The 15,482-nt window shown below is 66.0% G+C and carries 17 protein-coding genes, 1 tRNA gene and 1 pseudogene; 6 read left to right on the plus strand and 13 right to left on the minus strand.

What is annotated here, in order from left to right; genetic code table 11:
* Positions 1–5: 5 nt before the first annotated feature.
* The 6 genes and pseudogenes from ACQCSV_RS15510 to ACQCSV_RS15535 all read right to left on the minus strand — a co-directional run.
* Positions 6–1,316, minus strand: coding sequence for an MFS transporter (locus tag ACQCSV_RS15510; protein ID WP_426938727.1), 1,311 nt, complete (start codon positions 1,314–1,316; stop codon positions 6–8).
* The gene (locus ACQCSV_RS15515; protein ID WP_354153258.1) at positions 1,313–1,801 is read right to left on the minus strand and encodes a helix-turn-helix domain-containing protein; all 489 of its coding nucleotides are present in this window, start codon (positions 1,799–1,801) and stop codon (positions 1,313–1,315) included. Before ACQCSV_RS15515 ends, ACQCSV_RS15510 begins: the two co-directional genes overlap by 4 nt.
* Positions 1,802–1,876: 75 nt before the next feature.
* Positions 1,877–3,037: a cystathionine gamma-synthase gene (locus tag ACQCSV_RS15520; RefSeq protein WP_426938728.1), complete on the minus strand. Its 1,161-nt coding sequence runs from the start codon at positions 3,035–3,037 to the stop codon at positions 1,877–1,879.
* Positions 3,038–3,107: 70 nt separating this feature from the next.
* Positions 3,108–4,493 (minus strand): cystathionine beta-synthase, encoded by a 1,386-nt coding sequence (locus tag ACQCSV_RS15525; RefSeq protein ID WP_282329544.1) that lies wholly within the window; start codon positions 4,491–4,493, stop codon positions 3,108–3,110.
* 43 nt (positions 4,494–4,536) lie between these two features.
* A complete protein-coding gene (locus tag ACQCSV_RS15530) occupies positions 4,537–4,647 on the minus strand; it encodes a VOC family protein (RefSeq protein ID WP_426939587.1) in 111 nt (36 codons plus the stop codon).
* A gap of 112 nt (positions 4,648–4,759) precedes the next feature.
* Positions 4,760–4,813, minus strand: a pseudogene (locus ACQCSV_RS15535) (hypothetical protein); the annotation flags it as partial.
* A gap of 142 nt (positions 4,814–4,955) precedes the next feature.
* On the opposite strand from ACQCSV_RS15535, the gene ACQCSV_RS15540 reads away from it, so the two are divergent.
* A complete protein-coding gene (locus ACQCSV_RS15540) occupies positions 4,956–5,927 on the plus strand; it encodes a 3-methyladenine DNA glycosylase (protein WP_354222796.1) in 972 nt (323 codons plus the stop codon).
* 75 nt (positions 5,928–6,002) lie between these two features.
* On the opposite strand, the gene ACQCSV_RS15545 is transcribed toward ACQCSV_RS15540, so the two are convergent.
* Positions 6,003–6,923: a hypothetical protein gene (locus tag ACQCSV_RS15545; protein WP_426938729.1), complete on the minus strand. Its 921-nt coding sequence runs from the start codon at positions 6,921–6,923 to the stop codon at positions 6,003–6,005.
* Between the two features lie 142 nt (positions 6,924–7,065).
* Positions 7,066–8,742, minus strand: coding sequence for an AMP-binding protein (locus ACQCSV_RS15550; protein WP_426938730.1), 1,677 nt, complete (start codon positions 8,740–8,742; stop codon positions 7,066–7,068).
* A gap of 115 nt (positions 8,743–8,857) precedes the next feature.
* Between ACQCSV_RS15550 and ACQCSV_RS15555 the strand changes: the two genes are divergently transcribed.
* Positions 8,858–9,136 (plus strand): antibiotic biosynthesis monooxygenase, encoded by a 279-nt coding sequence (locus tag ACQCSV_RS15555; protein ID WP_354153253.1) that lies wholly within the window; start codon positions 8,858–8,860, stop codon positions 9,134–9,136.
* Between the two features lie 90 nt (positions 9,137–9,226).
* On the opposite strand, the gene ACQCSV_RS15560 is transcribed toward ACQCSV_RS15555, so the two are convergent.
* Positions 9,227–9,673 carry a thioredoxin family protein gene (locus ACQCSV_RS15560; RefSeq protein WP_354153252.1) on the minus strand — a complete coding sequence of 149 codons (447 nt, stop codon included), beginning with the start codon at positions 9,671–9,673 and terminating at the stop codon, positions 9,227–9,229.
* A gap of 161 nt (positions 9,674–9,834) precedes the next feature.
* Between ACQCSV_RS15560 and ACQCSV_RS15565 the strand changes: the two genes are divergently transcribed.
* Both ACQCSV_RS15565 and ACQCSV_RS15570 read left to right on the plus strand, forming a co-directional pair.
* Complete coding sequence (locus ACQCSV_RS15565) at positions 9,835–10,788, plus strand: ABC transporter ATP-binding protein (RefSeq protein ID WP_426938731.1); 954 nt, start codon at positions 9,835–9,837, stop codon at positions 10,786–10,788.
* Positions 10,785–11,585: an ABC transporter permease subunit gene (locus tag ACQCSV_RS15570; RefSeq protein ID WP_426938732.1), complete on the plus strand. Its 801-nt coding sequence runs from the start codon at positions 10,785–10,787 to the stop codon at positions 11,583–11,585. The genes ACQCSV_RS15565 and ACQCSV_RS15570 overlap by 4 nt, the downstream gene beginning before the upstream one ends.
* 48 nt (positions 11,586–11,633) lie before the next feature.
* Here ACQCSV_RS15570 and ACQCSV_RS15575 read toward each other — a convergent pair whose 3' ends face one another.
* Positions 11,634–12,203, minus strand: coding sequence for an acyl-CoA thioesterase (locus ACQCSV_RS15575; protein WP_426938733.1), 570 nt, complete (start codon positions 12,201–12,203; stop codon positions 11,634–11,636).
* 250 nt (positions 12,204–12,453) lie between these two features.
* Between ACQCSV_RS15575 and ACQCSV_RS15580 the strand changes: the two genes are divergently transcribed.
* A complete protein-coding gene (locus tag ACQCSV_RS15580) occupies positions 12,454–12,702 on the plus strand; it encodes a hypothetical protein (protein WP_354153248.1) in 249 nt (82 codons plus the stop codon).
* A gap of 389 nt (positions 12,703–13,091) precedes the next feature.
* Entirely contained in the window at positions 13,092–14,072 is a 981-nt protein-coding gene (locus tag ACQCSV_RS15585) for a LysM peptidoglycan-binding domain-containing protein (protein WP_426938734.1), read from the plus strand.
* A gap of 100 nt (positions 14,073–14,172) precedes the next feature.
* On the opposite strand, the gene ACQCSV_RS15590 is transcribed toward ACQCSV_RS15585, so the two are convergent.
* The 3 genes from ACQCSV_RS15590 to ACQCSV_RS15600 all read right to left on the minus strand — a co-directional run bounded on the left by ACQCSV_RS15590 (position 14,173) and on the right by ACQCSV_RS15600 (position 15,289).
* On the minus strand, positions 14,173–14,604 hold the full coding sequence (locus tag ACQCSV_RS15590) for a CBS domain-containing protein (RefSeq protein ID WP_354153246.1): 432 nt from the start codon (positions 14,602–14,604) through the stop codon (positions 14,173–14,175).
* Positions 14,605–14,773: 169 nt separating this feature from the next.
* Positions 14,774–14,855, minus strand: a tRNA-Tyr gene (locus ACQCSV_RS15595).
* A 179-nt stretch (positions 14,856–15,034) separates the two neighbouring features.
* Positions 15,035–15,289: a hypothetical protein gene (locus tag ACQCSV_RS15600; protein ID WP_282329555.1), complete on the minus strand. Its 255-nt coding sequence runs from the start codon at positions 15,287–15,289 to the stop codon at positions 15,035–15,037.
* Between the last annotated feature and the right edge of the window lie 193 nt (positions 15,290–15,482).

Raw genomic sequence — 15,482 nt, forward strand, 5'->3', positions numbered from 1 at the left:
CCAGCTCAAACAGCCACGGCCACCGGCTCCTTCTGGCCGGCGTCCTTGCGGATGGTCGCGCTGATCACGGCGGCGATGGTGCACATGGCCGCCGCGCCGAACCAGGCGTAGGTGTACTGGCCGGTGGCGTCCCGGATGACGCCGGCGCCAAGGGCAGCGGCGGCCGCACCCAGCTGGTGGGCCGCGAACACCCAGCCGAACACCACGCTGCCGTCCGCGCCGAACGTTTTCCGGCAGATTGCCGCGGTGGGCGGCACGGTGGCCACCCAGTCCAGGCCGTAGATCACCACAAAAACGATCATGCTCGGCTGGATGCTGGCGCTCAGGAGCAGCGGCAGCACCAGCAGCCCGATCCCCCGGAACTGGTAGTAGACGGCCAGCAGGATCTTGGGGTTGTAGCGGTCGGTCAGCCAGCCGGAGGCGATGGTGCCCACGATGTCAAAGATCCCGACGACGGCGAGCAGCCCGGCCGCGGTGGTTTCGGGCATGCCGTGGTCGTGGGCGGAGGGGATGAAGTGGGTGCCGATCAGCCCGTTCGTGGTGGCGCCGCAGATCGCAAAACCTGCCACCAGCGCCCAGAACGTCCGTACTTTGCTGGCCCGCTTGAGCACCTGGAGGGCGCGCACCGCGGCGTTGCTGCTGCGCCCGCTGTCCACGGCATCCGCTTCCGCAGCCGTTCCCTCCTCAGGGGCCGTTTCACCGTAAGGCAAGGCACCGACGTCGGCCGGTGAGTTCTTGAGGAACTTCAGCACCAGCGGAACCACAGCCAGCGCGCCGGCGGCGATCAGCAGCGATGCCTGCCGCCAGCCCGGATCCTGGGCCAGCATGGCGATGAACGGCAGGAAGACCAGCTGGCCGGCGGCGCTGCCGGCGGTGAGGATGCCGATCACCAGGCCCCGGCTCTTGGAGAACCAGGTGTTGGCGATGGTGGCGGCGAAGACGAGGGCCATGGAGCCTGTGCCCAACCCGATCAGCAGTCCCCAGGTCAGGAGGATCTGCCAGGACTGGTTGACCAGCACCGTGAGCGCGCTGCCGGCCCCGATCAGCACCAGGGCGTTGGCGGTGACGGCCCGGATCCCGAACTTTTCCATCAGGGCCGCGGCGAACGGGGCGGTCAGGCCAAACAGCACCAGGTTGATGCTAACGGCTGCGGACAGAACGGTAGTGGACCAGCCGAACTCCTGCTGCAGGGGCACCATCAGCACACCGGGGGCGGCACGGAATCCGGCGGCTCCCACAAGGGCCAGGAAGGCGACGGCCGCGACGGTCCAGGCGGGGTGCAGTCGCCGGCGGCGGGTTGTTTCGGTGGCGCTCATGCGGCGGTGGCCAGTTGCACCGGCGCGTCCGTCCGGGTGAGGCTGTGCCAGCTGGTGTTGGCGGCTGTCAGCCGCTCCCCGCAGCCGGTGCAGGTGTCCGCGGAGCCGGTCCGCTGGCCGCAGCCGGAATGGATCACAAACATGTGGGCCTGGTCCGAGGGTGCAGGGAGGTGCTTTTCCGCCCACATGACCACGGCGTTCAGGACGGGGAGGGCATCCTCACCCTTCGGGGTCAGGACGTATTCCTGGCGGGCGCGGCCGCCGTCGTCGTACGCCTTCTTCTCGAGCAGCCCCGACTCCACCAGACCCGCCAGGCGCCTGGTGAGCACCGAGTCCGCGACGGCGAGCCGGGACTTCATGGCGTCGAAACGCCCGTTGCCGAAAAAGACCTCGCGGAGCACAAGCATGCTCCAGGGGTCACCCAAAATGTCGAGACCTCGTGCCATGCTGCAGTTGCGCTGGGACCAGTCGGAGCGGAGTACCATAAAGGCACCCTAGCTAACTTTCTTGAAGAAAGCCAGGGTGCCCGTGGTTGGAAAGGTGCTACTTGAGGCGCGGTGCTACTTGAGGAACGAGAAGGCCCGCTCAAGGTCGGCGATGAGGTCCTCCACGTCCTCGATGCCGCAGGAGAGCCGGATCAGGTTAACCGGAACCGCGAGCTCAGTGCCCTTGACCGATGCGTGGGTCATCTCCGAGGGGTAGTTCATCAGTGATTCGATGCCGCCCAGGGATTCTGCCAGCGTGAACACCTGCGTGTTTTCCGCGACCGTGCGGGCCGCCGCCTCGCCGCCCTTGAACTGGACGGACACCATACCGCCGAACTTCTTCATCTGCTTCTTGGCCAGCTCATGGCCGGGGTGGGAGGGCAGGCCCGGATACAGGACGGCCTCCACCTCGGGGCGCTGCAGCAGCCATTCGGCCACGGCCTGGCCGTTGTCGCTGTGCCGGTCCATGCGCACGCCGAGCGTCTTCAGGCCACGGGTGGTGAGGAACGCGTCCATCGGGCCGGACACCGCACCCACAGCGAACTGCACAAAGCCGATCTTCTCCGCGAGCTCCGCGTCGTTGACCACAATGGCGCCGCCCACCACATCGGAGTGCCCGCCGATGTACTTGGTGGTGGAGTGGACCACGACGTCGGCACCCAGGGCGAGCGGGGTCTGAAGGTAGGGCGACGCGAAGGTATTGTCCACCACGAGGAGGGCACCGGCGTCGTGCGCTATCGCGGCGAGCGCCTCAATATCGGTGATCTTCATCAGCGGGTTGGAAGGGGTCTCCACCCAGACGAAGCGGGTCTTGCTCGCGGCCACGGCTTCGCGTACCGCGTCCAGGTCCGCCATGTCCACGGGCGTGTTTCCGATCCCCCAGTCCCCGAGCACGCGGTTGATCAGCCGGTAGGTGCCGCCGTAGGCGTCGTTGCCGAGCACAATATGGTCGCCAGGCCTGGTCAGCGCCCGGATCAGGGAGTCCTCCGCCGCGAGGCCGGAGCTGAAGGAGTACGCATGGCTTCCGCCTTCGAGCGCCGCGAGCTGCTCCTGCAGGGCGTCGCGCGTGGGGTTGGTGCCGCGGCCGTATTCGTAGCCGTCGCGGAGCCCGCCGATTCCGTCCTGGGCGTACGTGGAGCTGAAGTGCACCGGCGGGACCACGGCGCCGGTGCGGGGCTCGAAGGCCTGGCCGGCGTGGACGGCGCGCGTGTTGAAACCCTGGTTTTCTGCAGACATTTGAAGGTCCTTTCATGCGGTGATCGAGCCTGTCGAGATCCTGGTTTCGACAGGCTCAACCACCGGAGGATTAGTTGCTGAGGTAGGCGAGGAGGTCGTGGCGGGTGAGGATTCCCACGGGGGCACCGACGAACGTCACCATCACGGTGTCCACGTCGGAGAGCAGCTCGCGGGCTGCGGAGATGGTTTCCAGCGAGCCGATGACCGGCAGACGGGGCCCCATGTGCTCAGAGATCTTGTCCGTCAGCTTGGCTTCGCCGCGGAACAGCTTGGAGGTCAGGCTGCGCTCATCCACTGCGCCGAGGACCTCGCCCATGACCACCGGCGGTTCCTGCGAGAGGACCGGGATGTGGCTGACGCCGAACTCGTTCATGATATTGATGACATCACGGACGGTCTCGTTGGGGTGGATGTGGACCAGGTCCGGCAGCTCGCCGTTCTTGGTCTTGATGACCTCACCCACGGAGGCTTCTTCGCCGCCGGAGAGGAACCCGTAGGAACGCATCCACTGGTCGTTGAAGATCTTGGCCAGGTAGCCGCGGCCGGAGTCCGGGAGGATGACCACCACCACGGCGCTATCGGGGAGGTCGCGGGCGGTCTCCAGTGCTGCCACCACGGCCATGCCGGACGAGCCGCCCACCAGCAGCCCTTCCTCGCGGGCCAGCCGCCGGGTCATGGCGAAGGAATCGGCGTCGGTGACGGCAATGACGTCGTCCGGCACGGATTTGTCGTAGTTGGCCGGCCACATGTCCTCACCCACTCCCTCCACGAAGTACGGGCGCCCAGTGCCGCCGGAGTAGACCGAACCTGCGGGGTCCGCCCCGATGATCCTGACCCGGCCGCCGTCGGCCTCCGGACGCTCCGCCGAGATCTCCTTGAGGAAACGGCCGGTGCCGGTGATGGTGCCGCCGGTGCCGGCGCCGATCACGCAGTGCGTCACCGTGCCGTCCGTGTCCTGCCAGATCTCCGGTCCTGTGGACTCGTAGTGGCTGCCGGGCGCGGCCGGGTTGGAGAACTGGTCAGGCTTGTAGGCACCCGGAATTTCCGTGACGAGCCGGTCCGAGACGCTGTAATAACTCTGCGGGCTGTCCGGGGCCACGGACGTGGGGGTGACCACTACCTCGGCGCCATACGCCTGAAGCACGGCGCGCTTGTCCTCGCCGACCTTGTCCGGCACCACGAAGATGCATTTGTAGCCCTTTTGCTGGGCAACGAGCGCCAGACCAACACCGGTGTTGCCCGACGTCGGCTCAACGATGGTCCCGCCAGGCAGGAGCTTGCCGGTCCGTTCGGCCTCTTCGATCATTTTCACCGCGATGCGGTCCTTGATGGAGCCGCCAGGATTGATGTATTCCAGCTTGACCAGGACAGTGGCTTTGAGGCCTTCCGTTACGTGGTTGAGCTTGATGAGCGGCGTGTTTCCGATGAGGTCCAGGACGGACTGCGCGTACTTCATAGGTACAAAGTTACCGCCTGCCGCCGTTGGTCCTGCCCGGGGCTCAGCTCCCCGCCGAGGAATCCGTCTGCCAGAGGCCCATGATGTTGCCTTCGGTGTCCTTGAAATAGGCGTACCAGCCCATGCCGGGAACGGCGTCCTTGGCCTGGGGCACCGTTGATGGCCCCCGGCGCGCTCGGCATGCCTGTCTGTTCGTCCGACGGCGCAGTGATGGCGCTGGTGTAGTCCATCCCCTGCATGGGGATCAGGGTCCAGCCGAACGCGCTCTGGTAGAAGGTGTTGGCGCGTACTTTGTCACCGGCGGGGCTCTCGAAATGCACAACTCCAGCCGCTGCGTTTTCCTCTGAATGCGGGGAAAGTCGCGGACGCCCTGCGCCACACGATGGAGTCTAGTCCTGGCGTCTTCGGACTGTAAGGGCCTCCGGAAGCCACGTTGTCAGCCCACCGTGGGACCATGAATACATGACCATCCTTGACGCTCCGGCCCGGCTTGCAGCCGCCGCGGATGCGTCCCTGCGGTGGCATCCGGACGGCCCGTACAGCCTGCACCAGACGCTGGGAACTCTCCTGCGGGGTACCGGTGATCTGTCGTTTTCGTTCGGGCCTAACGGGATATGGACAGCGTTTACGACGCCGGACGGCCCGGTCACGCTGCGCCTCACCGCTGCTGCGGACGGGGCTGTTGATGCCCAGGCCTGGGGTCCCGGCTCCGCCGCCGGACTCGCCGGAGTGCCCCGGCTTTTGGGCGCCGGGGACGACTGGTCGGCGTTTGACGAACCGGACTTCCACGCCACGCTCCCAAGGATGGTCCGGGACGCCCGACGCCGGAACCTGGCTGTCCATCTCCCTTCGACCGGGCGGGTGGTTGATTGCCTCGTGCCCACTATCCTCGAGCAGAAGGTCACCGTTATTGAGGCCCGCCGCGGCTACCGGTACCTGATGTACCGGTTCGGCTCGCCGGCTCCGGCGGCCGGAAGCGCGGCGCCGGAAGGGCTCCGCCTCCAGCCCACCCCTGAGCAGTGGCTGCGCATCCCCTCGTGGGAATGGCACCAGGCCGGCGTAGGACCCCAGCGTTCGGCGACCGTCATGCGGGCCCTGCGATCCGCCGTCGCGCTTGAACGGCTGGCTGCCCTGCCGTCCGCGGAGGCGGCAGCAAAGCTGCAGGTGATCCCCGGCATCGGGGTGTGGACCGCTGCCGAAGTGGTGCAGCGTACGCACGGCTGCCCGAACTCCATCGCGGTGGGTGACTACCACCTCGCCGCCTATGTGGGTGCCGCGCTCACCGGCCGCCGGACGGACGACGCCGGCATGCTGGCCTTGCTTGAGCCGTGGACCGGGCACCGGCAGCGAGTGGTCCGGATGATCGGGCTGAGCGGCTTCCGCAAACCGACGTTCGGGCCACGGATGACCATCCAGGACCACCGCCGGCACTGACCACCGAAAGCAACGCGGGGTCACTTAGCGCCCATGTTGGCGTCCCGCATGGGCGTTAAGTGACCCCGCGCTGGACTAGAGGGAGCGGAGTTTGGCCTTCTTGATCCTGGCGATGAGGCTGGTGAATCCTTCGGCGAGGTCCTCCGCGTTGGCCTTGAAATAGGACCAACCGGCGTTGGTGAAGCCTTCGTCCCGGCGATTGTCCCGCGACTGCTGATCGCGGGTGAGATGAGGGGCGCCGTCGTACTGGATGGCGATCCGAAACCGCCGGTAGCCCAGGTCCGCGGCCGGAGACCACGGGTCATCCGGATCCAGGCGGAGCTGCAATTCCGGCTCAGGAAGTCGGGCGTCCAGCATGGCCAGGCGTAGGAATGTCTCCGGAAACGAGTCCGCGCCGACTCTCATCTCGTCCAGGGCAAGCCGGGCCTTCTCCACACCCTTCATGTTTGGATGCTGCCGGATGAGCAATCGCAGTCCTTCCTTGAAGGCGTATGGTTCGGTCCTTCCTTCAAGACCGGGCCGAGGCATGCGGATCAGCTGGTCTCCCATGGCGATCACATATGCCAGCGGTACGTGATGCGCCAGATCAAGCCAGGTCCGGGGCGGGACGGAGACTGGGATTCCGTCGATTTCCATGACCTCGCCGGGCAGCGCATGCACGCGGTGGCCGGCCACTCCGGCACGGCGGACCCGAGGAAGTCCGTGGGGTTTGCTGAGGTGGATCGTTTCCTCCTTACCCAGCCAGGGCGGCAGGCCGAGCCCGGTCAGTATTGCCGCGCTCTCGTGGGAAACCCAGGCTCCGGGCGTTGCCGCGGCAAGGACCCGGGACCGTTCGGCAAGGACAAACTCACGGCCGGCAGGCAGGTAAATCAGCCGTCCGCCGTCGAGCACGTCCCTGGCGCGAAGACGCTTGGGCGCGACCCCCAGCATCCGGGACTCATAGATGGTGAACGGCTGGGTGTTGAGCGTCTGCGGCAAGGGCGTGATGCGGACCATGTGCACCATTCTGTCCGCACCGTTGTGAGGATACTGAGTTATCCACAGGCCCGGTTTCATCCACCCCAACGCGGGGTCACTTACGGCCCATCCGGGATGCCAACATGGGCCCTACGTGACCCCGCGTTGCTATGGGTGTGGGTCAGAGGCCCAGCCGGACGACGGCTTCCTCGCGCATCTCCACTTTGCGGATCTTCCCGGAAACGGTCATGGGGAAGCTTTCGCGGACGTCCACGTAGCGCGGGATCTTGTAGTGTGCCAACTTCCCGCGGCAGAATTCGGCGACGGCGGCCGCGTCCAGCGGTTCAGCGCCGGGCGTGAGGATGATGCAGGCCATCAGTTCCTCCCCGTACCTGGCATCGGGCACCCCGATCACCTGCACGTCCTGGATGGATGGGTGGCTGTACAGGAACTCCTCGATCTCGCGCGGGTAGATGTTTTCGCCGCCGCGGATCACGAGGTCCTTGATGCGGCCCTCGATCACCACATAGCCCTCGTCGTCCATCCGGGCGAGGTCGCCGGTGTGCATCCAGCGGTCAGCGTCGATGGCTTCCGCGGTTTTGTCCGGCTGGGCCCAGTACCCGGCCATCACGGCGTAGCCCCGGGTGCACAGCTCGCCGATCTCGCCGCGCTCCAGCACCCCGCCGGTGCCCGGGTCGATGATCTGGCTTTCCAGCCTCGGCATGGTGCGGCCCACAGTCTCGGTGCGATGCTGCAGAGTGTCACCCTTTCGGGTCATGGTGGACACCGGGGATGTCTCGGTCATGCCGTAGCAAATGGCCACGTCTACCATGTGCATCTCCGAGATCACCCGGTTCATCACGTCGATGGGGCACACCGATCCTGCCATGACACCAGTCCGAAGCGTGGCCAGGTCATAGGAGGCAAAGTCCGGCAGTGCCAGTTCGGCGATGAACATGGTGGGCACGCCGTACAGCGATGTCCCACCGAAATCCTGGACGGCTTCCAGCGCCGCCGCCGGCGTGAAGCCGCGGCCGGGGATGATGGTGGCCGCACCGTGGCTGAGGGCCGCCAGGTTCCCGATCACCATCCCGAAGCAGTGGTAGAACGGCACCGGAATCACCACCCGGTCGTGCTCGGTGTAGCCCAGCAGTTCACCGATGGAGTAGCCGTTGTTCAGGATATTATGGTGCGTCAGCGTTGCGCCCTTGGGGAAGCCCGTGGTCCCGGAGGTGTACTGCAGGTTGATGGGATCGTGCGGGTCCAGGTCCGCCATCCGCGCCTTCAGACCGGAATGGCCGACGGCGTCGGCCCGCTTGAGCAGCTCGGCGTACGTCAGCTCCCCGTCACTTTGGGTGTCGCCGGCGTCGAGCCCGTCCATGCCGTAATCCGGCAGGAACACCAGTTCCCGCAGGTCAGGGCAGCCGGCGAGCACCTGGCGCGCCATCCCCACGTAGTCGCTGTTCCGGTCCGACGGCGCCGTCACCAGCATCCGCATGCCGTTCTGCTTCACCACAAACTCCAACTCGTGGCTCCGGTAGGCCGGGTTCACGTTGACCAGGATGGCGCCGGCCTTGGCCGTGGCGTACTGCAGCAGCGTCCACTCGGCGCAGTTCGGGCTCCAGATGCCAACCCGGTCCCCCTTGGCCACCCCCGAAGCGAGGAGCGCACGCGCAAGGCGATCGACGTCGTCGTTCATTTTGGTGTAGCTCCAGCGGCGGGCATCGGCGCCCGGCACCGGCGCGGCCTCGATCAGCGCGTCGTGGAAGGGGAACCGGGCCACCACCCGCTCGAAGTTCCGGCCGATGGTTTCCTCGAGAAGCGGGACGTCAGTGTCCCCGGCTGTATAAGCGCGCATGCTGGCACGCTACCGCCTGGCCCCCGGCAATGAAAGCGCATGAGAAGCGCAACAGGAGAGTGTCCGCGCGTAAACAGGGCAGGCCTGCATGCCGAGTCCCGGTATTGTGAAATCCATGAGTGCACCCATCGACCTGCAGGCAACGTTCATCCCCAACGACGGCGAGTTCTTCCGTGTGAAGCTCGCCCTGGAAATCGCCATCGACGAGGTGGTCAACGAAGCCGGCTGCATCCGCTACGAGCTGACCGAAGCCTCCGAAGAGAAGCTGGTCCTGACGGAACAGTGGGAATCCGAGGAACTGCTCGCGAAGCACTCCAAGGGCACCGCCGTCCAAGACCTGAACGAATCCCTGAGCGCGCTACTGGCCGAGCCCGTGCAGCTGGAACGCCTGTAACCTTCCGCAAACCACAACGCGGGGTCACTTCGCGCCCATCTAACCAAGGTTTATGGGCGCGAAGTGACCCCGCGTTGCAGTTAAGGGCGCTTAGATATCCGGGATCTGTGTGCCGTCCTGGGGGCCGGACGTCTTTCCGGCGGTGGCCGGGTTGCTTTCCGCGGCGGCTGCGGCGTCTGCCTGCGAGCGCGCCACATGGGCGTGGACTTCATCCATGTCAAGGGCCTTGACCGCGTCAACAACCTGCTCCAGCTGCTGGGCGTTGAGGGCGCCCGGCTGGGAGAAGACCAGGACCTTTTCGCGGAACGCCATCAGAGTGGGAATGGACGTGATGCCGGCCTCGGCGGCGAGCTGCTGCTGGGCCTCGGTGTCCACCTTCGTGAACAGGACGTCGGAGTGCTTCTCCGAAGCAGCGCTGTACGTGGGCCCGAACTGCTTGCAGGGACCGCACCATTCAGCCCAGAAGTCCACCAGGACAATGTCGTTGCCTTCGATGGTCGATGCGAACTGTTCACCTGTGATATCTACGGTAGCCATGCCTTCAACGGTACGCGAGGCGCAGGCCGATGTCCCGGCCGGGCGTCCCCTGTTCGCTCCCCGCGTCATCGGGAATACCCGCCGCGGGGCCGTATACACCGGGCATTGCGAGGCTTACCCTTGGGGTCATCAGCCGCTGACTGCCGCATCCAGGAGGGTTCATGGCCCAGGCTATCTCCGCCCAGTCCCTGACGAAGAAATTCGGCCGGCGCGAGGTGCTCCACGGGGTGGATTTCGCGGTCGAGGCAGGCTCCGTGTTCGGCGTGATCGGCCCCAACGGCGCCGGCAAGACCACCACCATGCGCTGCCTACTGGACATCATCCGTCCCACCTCGGGGCAGGTCCGGGTCCTGGGCAAGGACCCCCGGGCGGGTGGTCCGGAACTCCGCCGGCGGATCGGCTACCTTCCGGGTGAGCTGTTCCTCGAGGGCCGCCTCACGGGCCGGACACTCCTGGCCCACTACCAGGCCATCAGCGGTCCGGTGCCCCCGGGCAGGATCGAAGACCTGGCCGAACGGCTTGGGCTCGACCTGGACCGCCACACGCGCAAGCTGTCCAAAGGCAACAAACAGAAGCTGGGCCTGGTCCAGGCGTTTATGCACGACCCCGAGCTCCTGGTCCTCGATGAGCCCACCAGCGGCCTGGATCCGCTGGTCCAGCAGGAATTCCATGCCATGGTCCGCGAGGCGCAGCACAACGGCCAGACCATCTTCCTCAGCTCCCACGTCCTCAGCGAGGTCCAGCAGACCGCAGACACGGTGGCCATACTCCGGGACGGCCGGATCATCGCCGTCGAGTCCGTGAGCGGGCTTCGGGAAGGTGCGGTGCGCCGGGTCCGGTTCACCGCGATCGGAATAACAGCGCACGACGCCGGCGCGCTGCTGGCTGGGGTACCCGGCGTCGGGCACGTTGAGGTGCTGGCGACCGACGGCAGCATCACCCTTTCGGCGACCGTGGAGGGGGCCATCCAGCCGCTGGTCAGGGCCCTGGGAACGCTGGAGCTGACGGACCTGGTGCTGGCGGAACCGGATCTTGAGGAGTCAGTGCTGAAGATGTATTCAAGTCCCGCGGACGCGAACCCCGACGACACCGAGCAGCGGGAGGCCGTGCGATGAGCACTACGCTGCCGCTGTTCCGCCGGGCCTTCTTGGATTCCTGGCGCTCCACCACGGCATGGGCCGCCGCCCTGGCCGGCGCCACGCTCCTCTACCTGCCGCTGTACCCGTCCATCGGCGGGAGTACGGAGATGCAGGGCATGATCGATTCCCTCCCGGCCGAGATGACCAAGGCGCTGAACTACGACCAGATCGCCACCGGTCCCGGGTACACCCAGGCCACGCTGTTCGGCCTGCTCGGCTTCCTGCTGATGACCATCGCTTCTGTCGGGTGGGGTGCCGCCGCGGTGGGCGGCGACGAAGAGTCCGGGCAGCTGGAGCTGACCCTCGCCCACGGGGTGACCCGCGTCCAGGTGGTCCTGGAACGCGCACTCTCCCTCTTCCTGCGTGTGGTGCTGCTCGCGGCCCTGGTCTTTGTCATGGTCCGGCTGCTCAATGATTCGGCCCACCTGGCCATACGGCCCGAGAACCTCTTCGGCGCAGCAGTGCTGTTTGCAGGGCTGGCACTGCTGAGCGGAACGACCGCGCTATGCGCCGGCGCTATGTCCGGAAGGCGGACGTACGGACTGGCCGCGGGCGCCGCCGTCGGAGTCCTTGGATACACCTTCAACGCCGTCGGCCGGCAGAGCGAGGACGTTGAGTGGCTGCTGAATCTGAGCCCATACCACTGGGCTTACGGTAATTCACCGGTGGTCAACGGCGCGGACTGGGCTGCGGCAGGGTGGATCTGGGGAATTTCGGCGGCGCTGGTGGCCGTAGCCGCGTTCGCTGTGAACAGGCGCGACGTCGGCACGTAGCTTTCCGGGTGACCGGCGGTCAGGGTGGCCAGCGGCCGGGGTCTGCGGTCAGGGCCGAGGTTCCCGGTTGAGGCTTTCCCAAAGGTGCGGCGCCGGCGTCCGGCTGCCGGGCAGTGCGTTGGTCTCGCGCCATTCGTGGATCCATTGGGGCAGCACCAGACCTGCCGGAGGCTGCCCGAACTCGCGCAGGATCTCCTCCTGGCTCACGGGCCCGCCCTTGCTGACCAGGCGGGTGGCGATGTAGGCACGCGCGTAAATCTCGCCGTCGGAAACCATGCGCTGCTCAAAGTAGATGGCCTTGGCATCCAGGCCGATGATCCTTGTTTCGATTGTGTACCGCTGCCACAGCTGCAGCGACTTCCGGAAGGCGATGGTCTCCCCCGCCGCCACCGGGGTCCAGCTGCGCCGGCGCATCGTCTTCCACACGCCGCTGCGGACCATCAGGTCGAACCGGCCCAGGTCCATAAGGGAAAAGTACATGCCGTTGTTAACGTGCATGGCGATATCGATGTCGGTGGGCAGGACGCGCAGCGGCAGGGACGATGTGTCCCAGATGGTCAGCGCAGAACGGCGGGCGGCGGTGAACAGCATCAGGAGCGTTCGCAAAAGCAGGTGCATGCCTCTATGTTACCCGGGGGTAACTTACTGGCAAGTCCAAAGAAGCTGGGCAGCCACGTACGATGTGGCGCATGACGCAACAACGCTACCGGGACCTCGCCGAGTGGCCGCTGATGGGAACGGCACTCGTTTTCAGGGCGGCCTAGACGTGGCAGGTGATTGGCCGCGTTGAAGGCCGCAGTGCGGAATGGCTCGAGACCGTGATGTTGCTGACGTGGGGTATCTTTGCCCTGGATTACGCCGCGAACCTGTGGCTGGCCAGAGAGCAACGCCGATCGGCAGGATGGTTGCCGCGGCCGTCATGATGAGTGGCATCGCCGTGCTGGGTGTGGTAACGGCATCCATCGCTTCCTGGCTGGTCCAGCGCGTCGAGGAGTCCACTGAAGCTGCCGCGGAGTCCATAGAAGAACCCCTGCGGGCAGAACTGGCTGGCCTGGTCACGGAGATCGCTGCGCTGCGGCGCGAGGTGGCCGAGCTCACGGACCGCCCAACGTTGTAGAAATTTCCAGCGGGCCGGGGAGCCGGACACCGGGTAGCCGCTTCCAGGACTGCGAGTAGGCGCCGCCGCGGGGCCACGTACCCGACGCAAAAATTCAGGTATTGCCTACTGGTGCAGCGCCCGTCGCAGCTTCCTAGACTCGAAACTCGTAGGGCTGAACAAGTTGCCGGCGCATCCTCCGAGCTGGGGTGGATGATGCCGCTTCATAGCGGAACATCCGTATCTTCTGGGTATGCGGGGGTTCCCATCATGCGCTTCAGTGCGCGGTTCCGTTCAAAGACCGGGACCGCGCAGCGCATCACACCTCGATCCGTCCCGCATATGTAGTTTGCGGCGGCCTTGCCGCCTCAGTTGCGGGCCCGACCTGCGACGGGCCACCCATGTATCAGTTGAGTCCAAAAATTCCCGAACCACCCCGCCGAAATTTCGAAACCGACGAGCCGCGGGTCGAACTCATACCGGGCCGCCGGCCCATCAGCAACAAGCTGTGGGCAGGCATGGCAAGCGCCGCCGTCATTTCCGCCTTCGGCGTCGGCGCCCTGGCCGGCCCAGCCCCCACGGCAGAGTTGTCGGTGCCACCGGGGGCCACTACGACGGCGGCGTCACCAGTTGTGCGCGTTGCCCGGCCTTTGGCGGCGGTGCCATTGGACGCGCCGTATGTTGGGTACGTTGACTTTGATGGTGCGGCAGCCGGCACCGCGCAGCCGGAGATCGCAGCTGCGGCGCCCGCGCCCCCGGCCGAGGCTCCCCCACCACCAGCTCCCGAACCTGCTCCGGCACCCGCGGGCGATACCAACCTCTACACGGTGGTTCCCGGCGACACCGTGGGTGGGATCGCGGCCAGGTACGGCGTTGACACGAACGCGATGCTGGCCGCCAACGGGCTGGGCCTCTACAGCATCATCGTCCCGGGCCAAACGCTGAAGCTGACGGGACCCGCCGTCGAGGTTTCCGCTCCAGCCCCGGCTACGGCATGGGCTGCACCCGTCGCTGCTTCACCGGCCTACGTCCCCGCCCCGGCGCCGGTCCAGGCCGCGCCCGCTGTCCGCACCATCTACGTCGCGGGCGCTGGCGGACAGGCCATGCTGGACGCCTGCATGGGGCCCATCCACTACACGCCAAACGACGGCTACTCCCTCTTCATCACGGAGCACGACTTCTGCGGCGGGTGGGCGCGTTTCTCCGGCATCGGCGTGGGCGAGACCGTCAGCATTCCGGGCTACGGGACCTACACAGCGACAGCGAGGGGCCAGGTCCCCAACCCGGGAACCACCAACGATGTCATCGCGGTATTCGGCGGGTTCCCCCGGGCTATCCTGCAGACTTGCATCCCCGGGACCAACCAGATGCTGCTGATCGCGCTCAACTAGGCACCGGCCGGGTATGCGGTCCAGCGTTTCCGAAGCTTGTTCGCGGTTCCGAACCTTAAGGCAAGGAGCCGCGAACAAGGCCATGCGGGAATTTGCCTGACTATGCAGACATCGGGTGGCGTTCCGAAATGTGCTCCACCAGTTCGCCCACGCGCTCCTCGGTGTAGTTGCGCGCAATGTCGCCCTGGCTGATGATGCCGACCATCTTGTGGTCGACGATAACCGGGAGCCGCCTTACTTGGTGCCGCTCCATGATTTCGATCGCTGCGTCAACACTGGCATCGGCGTCAACCCAGTAGGGCTTGCCGGTGGCCAGCTCGCTGGCCAGCATCTCGCGGGGATCCAGGCCGGCGGCAACGCACCTGAGCACGATGTCGCGGTCGGTGATCATGCCCTTCAACTTGCCGTCATCGCCGCAGATCGGCAGCGATCCGCAGTCCAGATCCAACATCATCCGAGCGGCATCTGCGAGGGACTGATGCTCCGTAATACACTGTGCATCCGTGGTCATAAATTCACGTACAACGCTCATTGGTTCTCCTTCATCGAGTGATGTATCGACGCAAGGCATCGGGGACATATGCGCCGATGGTGCCAGCCTACGCCGGGGCCAACACTGATGTCGACGACGGCCCCTCCCCCTGATTTCGGGCACAAAAAAGCCTCCGGAACCTGATGGGTTCCGGAGGCCTTTCCTTGGGTGGCAGATGAGGGATTCGAACCCCCGTAGGCGTTGCCAGCTGATTTACAGTCAGCCCCCTTTGGCCGCTCGGGTAATCTGCCGAACTTCAAAAGAAGATCACCCCCGGCTGCAGTGTTCAGAACGTCCGTTTCCGGGCCGTTCCGCTTCCAGTAACCGCGGGCAAGACAACTTTACAGAACTTCTGCCGAAACATCGAATCGAGGCGGCAGGCCCCTGAAAACGCCGCCGGACGCCCCGCAATTCCGTGGAAAACCGGGCGTCAGGCGTCGCCGAGAATCCGTCCGGCCAGCCTTGCCTCGAACTTCACGGCCTGCTCCTCGGTGATCTGGTTCAGCTGGACCGCCCGCAGCAGGTCCTCGCTCACACCGTCCATGCGGGCCGAGGCATCCGGGACGGGGCTGAAGATAATGGAGGCGGCGATGGCTGCTGCGGCAACGGAGGTTGCGGCGGTGGCCACGGCGCCGGCGGCTGCGGCGGTGGTTCGGGTGACGTAACGGACGGCGGTGCGTGGCATGGTGTTCCCTTTCGAGCTACTTCCAACGCGTTCAACTCTCCATCACCCGGCTTCGTTCCCCCAGTGCGTCCGCTATGAGGGAACTGTGAATCCGGAAACGTGCCACATCCGCTCCAGCGCCGCAACCGCCACAGCGCCACAGCCGGGCGATCCGTATTAGGCTGGAATGCAGAGATCCACGCCCTGCAGAGCC

Source organism: Pseudarthrobacter sp. S3 (assembly GCF_050156905.1).
Classification (GTDB): Bacteria; Actinomycetota; Actinomycetes; order Actinomycetales; family Micrococcaceae; genus Arthrobacter.

What these genes read in the sequence shown, in the direction of transcription:
- ACQCSV_RS15510 (WP_426938727.1), bottom strand. Translation starts at nt 1,316, where the DNA reads ATGAGCGCCACCGAAACAACCCGCCGCCGGCGACTGCACCCCGCCTGG.
- ACQCSV_RS15515 (WP_354153258.1), bottom strand. Translation starts at nt 1,801, where the DNA reads ATGGTACTCCGCTCCGACTGGTCCCAGCGCAACTGCAGCATGGCACGA.
- ACQCSV_RS15520 (WP_426938728.1), bottom strand. Translation starts at nt 3,037, where the DNA reads ATGTCTGCAGAAAACCAGGGTTTCAACACGCGCGCCGTCCACGCCGGC.
- ACQCSV_RS15525 (WP_282329544.1), bottom strand. Translation starts at nt 4,493, where the DNA reads ATGAAGTACGCGCAGTCCGTCCTGGACCTCATCGGAAACACGCCGCTC.
- ACQCSV_RS15540 (WP_354222796.1), top strand. Translation starts at nt 4,956, where the DNA reads ATGACCATCCTTGACGCTCCGGCCCGGCTTGCAGCCGCCGCGGATGCG.
- ACQCSV_RS15545 (WP_426938729.1), bottom strand. Translation starts at nt 6,923, where the DNA reads ATGGTCCGCATCACGCCCTTGCCGCAGACGCTCAACACCCAGCCGTTC.
- ACQCSV_RS15550 (WP_426938730.1), bottom strand. Translation starts at nt 8,742, where the DNA reads ATGCGCGCTTATACAGCCGGGGACACTGACGTCCCGCTTCTCGAGGAA.
- ACQCSV_RS15555 (WP_354153253.1), top strand. Translation starts at nt 8,858, where the DNA reads ATGAGTGCACCCATCGACCTGCAGGCAACGTTCATCCCCAACGACGGC.
- ACQCSV_RS15560 (WP_354153252.1), bottom strand. Translation starts at nt 9,673, where the DNA reads ATGGCTACCGTAGATATCACAGGTGAACAGTTCGCATCGACCATCGAA.
- ACQCSV_RS15565 (WP_426938731.1), top strand. Translation starts at nt 9,835, where the DNA reads ATGGCCCAGGCTATCTCCGCCCAGTCCCTGACGAAGAAATTCGGCCGG.
- ACQCSV_RS15570 (WP_426938732.1), top strand. Translation starts at nt 10,785, where the DNA reads ATGAGCACTACGCTGCCGCTGTTCCGCCGGGCCTTCTTGGATTCCTGG.
- ACQCSV_RS15575 (WP_426938733.1), bottom strand. Translation starts at nt 12,203, where the DNA reads ATGCACCTGCTTTTGCGAACGCTCCTGATGCTGTTCACCGCCGCCCGC.
- ACQCSV_RS15590 (WP_354153246.1), bottom strand. Translation starts at nt 14,604, where the DNA reads ATGAGCGTTGTACGTGAATTTATGACCACGGATGCACAGTGTATTACG.
- ACQCSV_RS15600 (WP_282329555.1), bottom strand. Translation starts at nt 15,289, where the DNA reads ATGCCACGCACCGCCGTCCGTTACGTCACCCGAACCACCGCCGCAGCC.